The 11043-nt window shown below is 69.0% G+C and carries 11 protein-coding genes; all 11 read left to right on the top strand.

The window, feature by feature from the left end; translation table 11 throughout:
• The first annotated feature begins 161 nt into the window (after positions 1-161).
• Complete coding sequence (locus FHT26_RS17650; protein WP_349238166.1) at positions 162-545, top strand: XRE family transcriptional regulator; 384 nt, start codon at positions 162-164, stop codon at positions 543-545.
• Entirely contained in the window at positions 542-1837 is a 1296-nt protein-coding gene (locus FHT26_RS17645; protein ID WP_168561402.1) for a type II toxin-antitoxin system HipA family toxin, read from the top strand. Before FHT26_RS17650 ends, FHT26_RS17645 begins: the two co-directional genes overlap by 4 nt.
• A 69-nt stretch (positions 1838-1906) precedes the next feature.
• Positions 1907-2521, top strand: coding sequence for a helix-turn-helix domain-containing protein (locus tag FHT26_RS17640; protein ID WP_168561401.1), 615 nt, complete (start codon positions 1907-1909; stop codon positions 2519-2521).
• Positions 2508-3044, top strand: coding sequence for a DUF6036 family nucleotidyltransferase (locus FHT26_RS17635; protein ID WP_168561400.1), 537 nt, complete (start codon positions 2508-2510; stop codon positions 3042-3044). The genes FHT26_RS17640 and FHT26_RS17635 overlap by 14 nt, the downstream gene beginning before the upstream one ends.
• 200 nt (positions 3045-3244) lie before the next feature.
• Positions 3245-3685 (top strand): division/cell wall cluster transcriptional repressor MraZ, encoded by a 441-nt coding sequence (locus FHT26_RS17630; RefSeq protein WP_168561432.1) that lies wholly within the window; start codon positions 3245-3247, stop codon positions 3683-3685.
• Positions 3686-3689: 4 nt separating this feature from the next.
• Entirely contained in the window at positions 3690-4640 is a 951-nt protein-coding gene (gene rsmH, locus FHT26_RS17625) for a 16S rRNA (cytosine(1402)-N(4))-methyltransferase RsmH (RefSeq protein WP_168561399.1), read from the top strand.
• A gap of 85 nt (positions 4641-4725) precedes the next feature.
• The gene (gene ftsL, locus FHT26_RS17620; protein ID WP_168561398.1) at positions 4726-5013 is read left to right on the top strand and encodes a cell division protein FtsL; all 288 of its coding nucleotides are present in this window, start codon (positions 4726-4728) and stop codon (positions 5011-5013) included.
• The gene (locus tag FHT26_RS17615; protein WP_168561397.1) at positions 5010-6833 is read left to right on the top strand and encodes a peptidoglycan D,D-transpeptidase FtsI family protein; all 1824 of its coding nucleotides are present in this window, start codon (positions 5010-5012) and stop codon (positions 6831-6833) included. Before ftsL ends, FHT26_RS17615 begins: the two co-directional genes overlap by 4 nt.
• Positions 6833-8398, top strand: coding sequence for a UDP-N-acetylmuramoyl-L-alanyl-D-glutamate--2,6-diaminopimelate ligase (locus tag FHT26_RS17610; RefSeq protein WP_168561396.1), 1566 nt, complete (start codon positions 6833-6835; stop codon positions 8396-8398). Before FHT26_RS17615 ends, FHT26_RS17610 begins: the two co-directional genes overlap by 1 nt.
• On the top strand, positions 8398-9867 hold the full coding sequence (locus tag FHT26_RS17605; RefSeq protein ID WP_210427466.1) for a UDP-N-acetylmuramoyl-tripeptide--D-alanyl-D-alanine ligase: 1470 nt from the start codon (positions 8398-8400) through the stop codon (positions 9865-9867). The genes FHT26_RS17610 and FHT26_RS17605 overlap by 1 nt, the downstream gene beginning before the upstream one ends.
• Positions 9857-11038 carry a phospho-N-acetylmuramoyl-pentapeptide-transferase gene (gene mraY / locus FHT26_RS17600; protein WP_168561394.1) on the top strand — a complete coding sequence of 394 codons (1182 nt, stop codon included), beginning with the start codon at positions 9857-9859 and terminating at the stop codon, positions 11036-11038. Before FHT26_RS17605 ends, mraY begins: the two co-directional genes overlap by 11 nt.
• Positions 11039-11043 lie beyond the last annotated feature (5 nt).

The raw sequence follows: 11043 nt of genomic DNA, 5'->3' as shown, positions 1-11043 counted from the left end.
GGAGACTTCGCGGCGGCCGCCATCCTCTCCGGGCTGCCGATCACCATCGTGTTCATCCTGGCGCAGAAGTGGATGATCTCGGGGCTCACGGCCGGCGGCATCAAAGGCTGAATATGCACATATAGTTTACTGAATGGCCTGATGGCGATAAACTATATGTTGTGTCCAAGGCCTCGCTCGCACTGACCCAGCTGCCGCCGTCCACCGTCGCGGCGCTGGAGCAGCTCGGCGCCGACCTGGCGGTGGCGCGGCTGCGCCGCAAGGAATCGCTGAAGACCTGGGCGCAGCGCATGGGCGTCAGCGTGCCGACGCTGCTGCGCCTCGAAGCCGGTGAACCCGGTGTCAGCGTCGGCGTGCTGGCGACGGCGCTGTGGCTGATCGGCCGCGACGCCGCGCTGGCCGGCTTGGCGACACCGCTGGAAGACCGCGGCGCGATCGAGCTCGACGTGCGGCAAGCCGAGGCGCTCGGCCGGGAGCGCGCGCAAGCCACGGCGCAGGCGAAGCTGCAGCGGGCGTCGAAGCGACAACGCGGGTCCGGCGAATGAGGCACGACGAGCTGCACCTGTGGTTCCTCGGCGACCCGGCGGTGCCGCGATACGTCGGCCTGCTGCGCTTGGTCGATGCCGGCAAGGGCGTTTCGCTGCGCTACGCCGCCGGCTGGCTGGCCGACGGATTCCCGCTCAGCGAAGACCTGCCGCTGGTCGACATCGAGCACCTGCCGCGCTGGAAGGGCATGGCGGTCGGCGCGGTCGACGATGCCCGGCCGGATCGCTGGGGCGAGCGCGTCATCCAGTACATCGACAAGCCGGCGCGGCTGTCGCTGATGGAATACCTGTTCTACGCCGGCGACGACCGCTTCGGTGCGCTCGGCGTGTCGACCTCGGCCGACGCGTACCTGCCGCGCGCCAGCAGCCCGCTGCCGCGGCTGGCGCAGGCGCAGGCCCTCAGCGAAGCGGTTCACAAGGTCAGCGACCGCGAGCCGCTGAACGCGATCGAGCGTGGCCTGCTGGCCGCCGGCGGCAGCTTCGGCGGGGCCAAGCCGAAGGCGCTGATCGACATCGACGGCGAGCAGTGGGTCATCAAGTTCTTCAACAACGAGCCGGTCGACGTGCCGCTGATCGAGCATGCATCGATGACGCTCGCGGCGCAGGCCGGCATCACGGTCGCCGAGACGCGCATCGTGCCACTGGCCGGCGAGAACGCGCTGGCGGTGCGCCGCTACGACCGCGACGGTGCGCTGCGCATCCACTGCATCTCGGCCGGCACCGCGCTGCGCGCGCAGGCGGTGGCCGGGCGCGAGCCGGAACTGGGCTACCCCGCGTTGGCCCAACTGCTGCGCCGTGCCGGCGTGGCCGAGGACGGGCTCAACCTGCTCGACATGCAAGAGCTGTTCCGCCGCATGGTCTTCAACATCCTGATCGACAACACCGACGACCACGAGAAGAACCATGCGCTGCGGGTGGTCGCGCCGGCGCGGCAGGGGCGGTACCGGCTCGCACCGGCCTACGACGTGCTGCCGACGAATTCGGGGCAGGGCTACCAGGAGTTCATCGTCGGCACGGCGCAGCGGGATTCGACGTTGGCGAACGCGATGTCGCAGTGCGAGCTGTTCGGCTTCACGCCGGCGCAGGCGGCCGCCGAGGTCGTGCGGGTGATCGGCGTGGTCGACGGGTGGCGCGAGCATTTCGCGGTCTGCGGCGTGACCGCGGCCGATCTCGACAGTCTGGCCGAGCGCATCGATGGGGAGCCGCTGCGCAGCCAGCGGCAGGCGTTCGATCCCGCGGCGCATGCCAGGCCGACCCGTCCGACGCGGCGACGTGGTCCCTTCGCCCGATAGGCGGGATGTGAAGAATGTGTGTTCAGTATTTCAGGCAAAAATCAGGCGAAATTGCCTACAATACTGAACATGCCAGCCCACTCGGAACTCAGTTCGCCCGTTGAGCGCCAGTTGTTGTTTCAACTCGGCGAGCGACTGCGCCGTGCGCGGAAATCGCGCTCGCTGTCCTCCGTCGAGTTGGCGCGGCAGGTGGGCATCTCCCGAACGACGCTGAGCGCTGTCGAGGGTGGCGATCCGTCGCCTGCCTTCGGCACCTATGTGCGCGTCTTGTCCGCACTCGGCATGGTGGCTGATCTGGCGATGGTGGCTGCGAGCGCGCCTGCGACCGCCGTCGAAGCCGAACCCGTTGCGCCGATGGATCTGCATCGCGCGCAGGACCTGCAGAGCCTGCTGATGCACGAGGAGGCGGTCCGGTTGCTGCGCGAGGATCCCACGCTGGTGGGGCGCTTGCAGCAGACGCTGTCACGCTGGTCGACGCGCGATGACCCCCCTAGCCGGCCGCTGTTGCAACGGTGGATCGACATCGTCGCAGCCCGTGAGTGGGACGCCGCCATCGCCGATACCGAAGAGGGCCGGCAACTCCGACAAGCCTCGCCGATGGCCACGCTGCTGCCGCAGGAGATTCGGCTGGACATCATCCGCAAGGTCAAGGCCTTGAAGGAGCGCGCTCGTGCAAAGGCATGAACTGGAGCATCCGATTCGAGCCGCCGCGCGCATCACGGACGAATACGAATTCGTTGTGGTCGGCAGCCAATCCATCCTGGGTTCCGTGCTCCGGCCGCCGGCCGAATGCGTGATGTCCAACGAGGCCGACATCTTCCCGATGAACGCGGAAGACAAGGCGGACTTGATCGATGGCGCCATTGGTGAAGGCTCGCAGTTCCACGAGACCCATGGCTACTACGCCCAGGGTGTGGATTCGACGACGGCCGTCCTGCCCGCGGGTTGGCGCGACCGCCTGGTGCGGATCCAGTCGGAACAGACGGAGGGCCGCGCCGGATATTGCCTTGACGTGCTCGACCTCTTCTTGAGCAAGTGCGCCGCGAATCGCGAGAAGGACAGGGTCTTCAACCGTGCGCTGCTCGCGCATGGGCATGTCACCGTCGAAGCAGCCTTGGAGCGGCTCCCGAGCATGCCGTTGGACGCCGATCGCACCGCGGGCATTGCGTTGCTGGTCCGGCGGCTCGCCCGCGAAGCCGGCTTCTGACACCTTCCTGTTGCACGCCCCCTCCTCACCCAAAGCTTTCACAGCCCCTCGCAAGTCCTTGCTTTTACAACTGTTTTCACTTGGCCAGATTTCACAATCTGCTCTAAGTTCTTGATTTCATTGATTTTTTCTTACAACTCTCATTGACCTTCTAAAAACCATCCGCTAAAGTGGTGAGAAGTGCACTTTGGTGGGATTTTGTGGCGGAATTTGGCTTTCAAGGCAGCTCAGCGTTGTCGCTGGATGGGAAGGGGCGGATCACCGTCCCGGCCCGCCAGCGCGATGTGCTGCTCGCCGATGCCGGGCCGCAGCTCACGTTGACCAAGCACCCGGCGGGCTGCCTGCTGGTGTTTCCGCGCCCGGTGTGGCTGGCTTTCCGCGAGCGCCTGGTGGCGCTGCCGATGTCGGCCGACGGCTGGAAGCGCATCTTTCTCGGCAGCGCGATGGACGTCGAGATCGACGCCTCGTCCCGCGTGCTGATCTCCCCCGAGCTGCGTGCCGCCGCCCGCCTGACCAAGGACGTGCTGCTGATGGGCATGGGCAGCCGGCTGGAACTGTGGGATCCGCTGGTCTACGCTGAACAGGAAGCCAAGGTCCTGCAATCCGAGATGCCGGATTCGCTCAAGGACTTCCAGGGCTAGTGGCATGACCCGCAGTACCGACAGCTTCCTGCACCAGACCGTCCTGCTCGACGAGGCCGTCGACGGCGTGCTCACGCGCGCCGACGGCATCTACGTCGACGGCACCTTCGGCCGCGGCGGCCACTCCCGTCTGCTGCTCGGGCGGCTCGCCCCGCAAGGAAGGCTGGTGGCGATCGATCGCGACCCGGATGCCATCGCCGCTGCAGCGTCGGGCGCCACGCGGGTCGATGACCCGCGTTTTTCCATCCACCACTCGCCGTTCGGCGGCATGTCGGAGGTGCTGGCCCGGCTGGGCATCGCGCACGTCGACGGCGTGCTGCTGGACCTGGGCGTCTCGTCGCCCCAGATCGACAACCCCGAACGTGGCTTCAGCTTCCGTTTCGACGGACCGCTGGACATGCGCATGGACACGACCCGCGGCGAAAGCGCCGCGGATTTTCTGGCCCGCGCCGACGAGCGCCACATTGCAGAGGTGGTACGCGACTATGGGGAAGAACGGTTTGCTGTATCGGTTGCAAAGGCGCTTGTTGCTCGGCGCGAGAGCGGGCATCCAGTTCGCACCACCGCAGAGCTTTCCAGCGTCGTGGCTGGTGCGGTCAAGACCCGCGAGCCGGGCCAGGATCCTGCAACGCGCACATTTCAAGCTCTTCGGATTTTCGTCAACGCCGAGCTTGAGGAACTCGAACAGGGGCTGAACGCGGCCCTCGGGTTGCTCGCACCGGGCGGCCGGCTGGTGGTGATCAGCTTCCATTCGCTCGAAGACCGCATCGTGAAGAACTTCATCGCGCGCGAAAGCAAGAGCGAGTTCGACCGCCGGGCGCCGTTCGCGCCCGAACGGCCGAGCAGGCTGAAGGCGATCGCCCGCGTGAAGCCGTCGGAAACCGAGGTGCGCGCGAACCCGCGCTCCCGTTCCGCGATCATGCGCATCGCCGAGCGCACCGAGGTGCCGGCATGACCCGAGCCCGAGCGCACGGCCGCCCGAAGCCGGGCTCGACCCTCTCGGAGGGTCGGGCGATGTACTCATCGACCGGGGTGCTGTCATGACGCGCATCAACCTCGTGCTGCTCGTCGCGCTGATCGCCAGCAGCATCTACCTGGTGCGGGTCTCGTACGACGCGCGCCGGCTGTTCGCCGAGGTCGACCGGGCGACCACCGAGTCGCACCAGCTCGAGATCGAGCACGAACGCCTGCTGGCCGACAAGCAGTCGCAGGCGACGCCGCTGCGCGTCGAACGCGTCGCGCGCGACAAGCTCGCGATGCGCAACGCGACGCCGGCGGTCACGCAGTACGTCGCGTACGCGCCGGCCGCCTCGGGAGCCGCGAAATGAGCTGGATCGACAAGATCCGCCAGCTGCGCGGCGACGCTCGGCCGAATCCGGCGCGCGCCGGCGCGGTCAACGTGCGCAGCGTGATGTACTCGACCAGCCCGTTGCTTGCGTCGAAGACGCCGCCGTGGCGCTCGAAGTTCCTGGTCGGCCTGGTCGGCCTGGGCTTCTGCGTGCTGGTCGGCCGCGCGGTCTACGTGCAGATCATCGGCAACGACTTCTTCCTGAAGCAGGGCGAGATCCGCTACGCGCGCACGCTCGACCTGTCGGCCAGCCGCGGCCGCATCATCGACCGCAACGGCATGATCCTCGCGTCCAGCGTGCCGGCGCCGTCGCTGTGGGTGATCCCGAAGGAGTTCCAGGCCGACAAGAAGCAGCGTGCGCAGCTCGCGAAGCTGCTCGGCTACACCGCGAGCGAACTCGCCGGCAAGCTCGACGACAGCCCGAACTTCGTCTGGCTGCGCCGCCAGGTCGACGAGCAGGTCGCGAAGGACGCGCTCGGCCTCGGCATCAAGGGCCTGTTCCAGGTGCGCGAGTTCAAGCGCAAGTACCCGGAAGGCGAGGCCGCGGCGCACGTCGTCGGCTTCACCAACGTCGAGGAGAACGGCCAGGAAGGCATCGAGCTCGCGTTCCAGAAGGAACTGCAGGGCCGCAACGGCACGCGCCGCGTCGTGAAGGACCGGCTCGGCCAGGTCGTCGAAGACATCGGCGAGAGCGTCGCGCCGGTCGACGGCCGCGACATCGAGCTGTCGATCGATTCGAAGGTGCAGTTCTACGCCTACCAGCGCATCCGCGACGCGGTGACCGAGAACAAGGCCAAGGCCGGTAGCGTGGTGGTGCTCGACGCGCAGACCGGCGAGGTGCTCGCGCTGTCCAATTTCCCGAGTTATCAACCCGGGGACCGCAGGAACCTCTCCGGCGCGCAGCTGCGCAACCGGGCGCTGACCGACACCTTCGAGCCCGGCTCGACGATGAAGCCCTTCATCGCCGCCTGGGCGCTCGAGACCGGCCGCGTGACGCCCGACACCGTGCTGCAGACGGCGCCCGGCCGGCTGAACTTCGCCGGCTCGGTGATCACCGATTCGCATGCGCACGGCGACCTGACGGTGACGCAGACGATCCAGAAATCGAGCAACGTCGGCGCGGTGCGCATGGCGATGCAGTTCCAGCCGCGCGAGATGTGGGAGCTGTACTCGCAGGTCGGCTTCGGCCAGAAGCCGCAGATCGGCTTCCCCGGCGCGGTGACCGGCCGGCTGCGGCCGTACAAGTCGTGGCGCCCGATCGAGCAGGCGACGATGAGCTACGGCTACGGGCTGTCGGCCTCGCTGTTCCAGATCGCGCGCGCCTACACGGTGTTCGCGCACGACGGCGAGCTGATCCCGGTGTCGCTGGTGAAGAACCGGCAGGTCGACACCCCGACGCCGGCCGGCCTGCGCGTGATCTCGCCGAAGGTCGCGAAACAGGTGCGCGAGATGATGCACCTGGTCACGCTCGAAGGCGGCACCGCGCCGAAGGCGCAGGTGCCGGGCTACTCGGTGGGCGGCAAGTCGGGCACCGCGTACAAGCAGGAAGGCAAGGGCTACGCGGAGAAGAAGTACCGCTCGTGGTTCGTCGGCCTCGCGCCGATCAGCAAGCCGCGCATCATCGTCGCGGTGATGGTCGACGAGCCGAGCAACGGCAAGTATTTCGGCGGCGACGTGGCCGCCCCGGTGTTCAGCGAAGTCGTTCAACAGACCTTGCGCTCGATGGGGGAACCCCCCGACATCGAGGTGCGGCCGCAGATCGTGACCCACGCGCTGCAGGCCGAGGAAGAGAGTTTCTGATGAGCCAGGTTCCAGTCCTCATCCACCACGCGAGCGTCGAATCGGCGCTCGCGTGGCTGCTTGCGCGCGGCGTGCGCGGGCTCGCGACCGACAGCCGCCGCGTGCGGCCGGGCGATGCCTTCATCGCTTGGCCGGGCTATGGCGTCGACGCACGGCAGTTCGTGCCGCAGGCGCTGGCCGCCGGCGCGGTGGCGTGCCTGGTCGAAGCCGATGGCGCGACCGCGTTCGAGCTCGATGCCGCGCGCGTGTCGGCGCTGCCCGACCTGAAGGCCGCCACCGGCGAGCTGGCGAGCGGCTTCTTCGGCGAGCCGAGCGCGCGGCTGCGCGTGGTCGCGAGTACCGGCACCAACGGCAAGACCTCGACCGCGTGGTGGACCGCGCAGGCGCTGAGCCTGCTCGGCGCGCGCTGCGGCGTGATCGGCACGCTGGGCGTCGGCGAGCCGCCGTCGGGCGCGGTGCCCGACGCGCAGGTGCTGGCCACCGGCCTGACCACGCCCGACCCGGTGACGCTGCAGGCCGCGTTCGGGCAGTTCGTGCAGCAGGGCTTCCAGGCCTGCGCGATCGAGGCGTCGTCGATCGGCGTCGTCGAGCAGCGGCTGGCCGGCACGCACGTCGAGGTCGCGCTGTTCACCAACTTCACGCGCGACCACCTCGACTACCACGGCACGATGGACGCCTACTGGGCCGCCAAGCGCCAGCTGTTCGCGTGGCCGGGGCTGCGCGCCGCGGTGCTGAACGTCGACGACGAGCAGGGCGCGTCGCTGGTCGGCGAGCTGGCCGGCGGCGGGCTCGACCTGTGGACCTACAGCACGCGCGATGTCGCGCGGCTGCGCGCGCAGGACCTCCACTACGTCGACGGCGGGCTGGCCTTCACGCTGCGCGAGGGCGACGAAGCCGCCGACGTGCACAGCCGGCTGATCGGCGACTACAACGTGTCGAACCTGCTGGCGGTGGTCGGCGGGCTGCGGGCGATGGGCCATGCGCTGGCCGACATCGCTGCGGTGGTGCCCGAGCTGACCGCGGTGCCGGGCCGCATGGAGCGCGTCGACGCCGAACCCGGCCAGCCGGTGGCGGTGGTCGACTACGCCCATACGCCGGACGCGCTCGAGAAGGCGCTGTACGCATTGCGCCCGTTCGCCCGCGAGCGCGGCGGCCTGCTGTGGGTGGTGTTCGGCTGCGGCGGCAACCGCGATGCGACCAAGCGCCCGCTGATGGGCGGCATCGCCGAGCGGCTGGCCGATCGCGTCGTCGTCACCAGCGACAACCCGCGCAACGAGGCGCCCGACCAGATCCTGCGCGAGATCGTCGAGGGCATGGCGAGCCCGCTGAACTCGACGGTGCTCGAAGACCGCCGCGCCGCGATCGCGCATGCGCTGCACCACGCCGGCGGGCGCGACGTGGTGCTGATCGCCGGCAAGGGCCACGAGGCCGAGCAGGAGATCGCCGGCGTCAAGCACCCGTTCTCCGACGTGCTGGAAGCGCAGGCGATGCTGGCGGTGCTCGACCCCGAGCCGGCGCCGTCGGCGCCTGCACCACTGTCAGCGCTCGACGGGGGCACGCCATGATGATGACGCTCTCGCAAGCCCACGCGATGCTGCCCAGCTCGACGCTGGTCGGCGACGGCGCCGTGCCGATCGCGCGGGTGCATTCCGACACCCGCACGCTGCAGCCGGGCGACCTGTTCGTCGCGCTGCGCGGCGAGCGCTTCGATGCGCACGACTTCCTTGCGCAGGCGCGGGAAGCCGGCGCGGTCGCGGCCATCGCCGAACGCGGCCTCGTCGCCGATGGCAGCGGCCTGCCCGGCCTGCTGGTGGCCGACAGCAAGGCCGCGCTCGGCCAGCTGGCCGCCGCGTGGCGCGCGCATTGCGCGTTGCCGCTGATCGCGGTGACCGGCAGCAACGGCAAGACCACCGTCACGCAGATGCTGGCCTCGGTGCTGCGCGCCTGGCTCGGCGAATCGGCGTTCTCGACGCAGGGCAACTTCAACAACGACATCGGCGTGCCGTTGACGCTGCTGCGGCTGCGCCAGGACGACACCTGCTGGCACCGCGCCGGCGTGGTCGAGCTCGGCATGAACCACCCGGGCGAGATCGCCGCGCTGGCCGCGATGACCGCGCCGACCGTCGCGCTGGTCAACAACGCGCAGCGCGAGCACCAGGAGTTCATGGCCACCGTCGAGGCGGTGGCGCGCGAGAACGGCACGGTGATCGAGGCGCTGCCGCCGACCGGCGTCGCGGTGTTCCCGGCCGACGACGACTACGCACCGGTCTGGCATGCGCTGGCCGCGTCGCGCCCGACGCTGACCTTCGCGCTGCACGGCGCGGCCGACGTGACCTGCGACGCCGAATGGCTGGACGACCACTGGTCGCTGATGCTGCACACGCCGGCCGGCTTCCATGCGGCCGACCTGCGCATCGCGGGTCGCCACAACGTGAAGAACGCGCTGGCCGTCACCGCCTGCGCGCTGGCCGCCGGTTGCCCGCTCGAATCGATCGCGCAGGGGCTGGCGGCGTTCGAGCCGGTCAAGGGCCGCTCGCAGCTGAAGACGGCGCAGGTGCATGGTCAGCCGGTCACGCTGGTCGACGACACCTACAACGCGAACCCCGATTCGGCGCGCGCCGCGATCGAGGTGCTGGCGCAACTGCCCGGCCCGCGCTGGCTGCTGCTGGGCGACATGGGCGAGGTCGGCGACCAGGGCCCGGAATTCCACCGCGAGATCGGCGCGTACGCGCAGGCGCGCGGCATCGAATCGCTGTGGACCGCCGGCACGCTGAGCCGCCATGCGGCCGGGGCCTTCGCCGGCGCGCGCCACTTCGGCGACGTGGCCGCGCTGATCGCCGCGCTGCCGGAAGCCCCCGCCTGCGCCGCGGTGCTGGTGAAGGGCTCGCGCTTCATGAAGATGGAACAGGTGGTGGCCGCGCTGCAGCGCAGCGGCGCCGAGGGGAACGCCGGGCCGCTCCCAAGTTCCCCTGCCCCCCAGCGGGGGTTGTCGGGTTCACCTGGCAACGCCAAAGGACCGAACGATGCTGCTTAGTCTTGCCCAGTGGTTGCAGGGTGCCTACCCCGACCAGCTCGGGTTCCTGCGGGTGTTCCAGTACCTGACGATGCGGGCGGTGCTGGCGGCGATGACCGCGCTGCTGATCGGGCTCGCGTTCGGCCCGATGGTGATCCGCCGGCTGGCCGCGCTGAAGATCGGCCAGCCGATCCGCGAGTACGGCGTGCAGTCGCACCTGGCCAAGAGCGGCACGCCGACGATGGGCGGCGTGCTGATCCTGCTGGGCATCGGCATCTCGACGCTGCTGTGGTTCGACTGGAGCAACCGCTTCGTCTGGATCGTGATGCTGGTGACGCTCGGCTTTGGCGCGATCGGCTGGGTCGACGACTGGCGCAAGGTGGTGCACAAGAACCCCGAGGGCATGCGCTCGCGCGAGAAATATGTCTGGCAGTCGCTGATCGGGCTGGTGGCGGCGCTGTACCTCGCGTTCAGCGTGTCGGAGACCTCGAACCTGCGCGTGCTGGAGCTGTTCCTGCGCTGGGTGCAGAGCGGCTTCTCGAACGACCTGCCGCCGAAGGCCGACCTGATGGTGCCGTTCTTCAAGAGCATCAGCTACCCGCTCGGCGTGTTCGGCTTCATCATCCTGACCTACCTGGTGATCGTCGGCAGCAGCAACGCGGTGAACTTCACCGACGGGCTCGACGGCCTGGCGATCATGCCGGTCGTGATGGTCGGCTCGGCGCTGGGCGTGTTCGCGTACGTCACCGGCAGCTCGGTCTACTCGAAGTACCTGCTGTTCCCGTACATCCCCGGTTCGGGCGAACTGCTGATCTTCTGCTCGGCGATGGCCGGTGCGGGGCTGGCGTTCCTGTGGTTCAACACCCACCCGGCGCAGGTCTTCATGGGCGACGTCGGCGCGCTGTCGCTGGGTGGCGCGCTCGGCACCATCGCGGTGATCACGCGGCAGGAGATCGTGCTGGCGATCATGGGCGGCATCTTCGTCGCCGAGGCGCTGTCGGTGATGCTGCAGGTGGCCTGGTTCAAGTTCACGAAGGCGCGCTTCGGCGAGGGCCGGCGCATCTTCAAGATGGCGCCGCTGCACCACCACTTCGAGAAGTCGGGCTGGAAGGAGACGCAGGTCGTCGTGCGCTTCTGGATCATCACGATGCTGCTGTGCCTGGTCGGGCTGGCCAGCCTGAAACTGCGGTGAACGCC

Origin of the sequence: Rhizobacter sp. SG703, from assembly GCF_012275445.1 — a bacterium.
In the GTDB taxonomy this organism is placed as follows: Bacteria; Pseudomonadota; Gammaproteobacteria; order Burkholderiales; family Burkholderiaceae_C; genus Rhizobacter.
The sequence above is the reverse complement of the archived record's forward strand: the minus strand, read 5'-3'. Positions and strand labels throughout refer to the sequence as shown.

What these genes read in the sequence shown, in the direction of transcription:
- FHT26_RS17645 (WP_168561402.1), top strand. Translation starts at nt 542, where the DNA reads ATGAGGCACGACGAGCTGCACCTGTGGTTCCTCGGCGACCCGGCGGTG.
- FHT26_RS17640 (WP_168561401.1), top strand. Translation starts at nt 1,907, where the DNA reads ATGCCAGCCCACTCGGAACTCAGTTCGCCCGTTGAGCGCCAGTTGTTG.
- rsmH (WP_168561399.1), top strand. Translation starts at nt 3,690, where the DNA reads ATGACCCGCAGTACCGACAGCTTCCTGCACCAGACCGTCCTGCTCGAC.
- ftsL (WP_168561398.1), top strand. Translation starts at nt 4,726, where the DNA reads ATGACGCGCATCAACCTCGTGCTGCTCGTCGCGCTGATCGCCAGCAGC.
- FHT26_RS17615 (WP_168561397.1), top strand. Translation starts at nt 5,010, where the DNA reads ATGAGCTGGATCGACAAGATCCGCCAGCTGCGCGGCGACGCTCGGCCG.
- FHT26_RS17610 (WP_168561396.1), top strand. Translation starts at nt 6,833, where the DNA reads ATGAGCCAGGTTCCAGTCCTCATCCACCACGCGAGCGTCGAATCGGCG.
- FHT26_RS17605 (WP_210427466.1), top strand. Translation starts at nt 8,398, where the DNA reads ATGATGACGCTCTCGCAAGCCCACGCGATGCTGCCCAGCTCGACGCTG.
- mraY (WP_168561394.1), top strand. Translation starts at nt 9,857, where the DNA reads ATGCTGCTTAGTCTTGCCCAGTGGTTGCAGGGTGCCTACCCCGACCAG.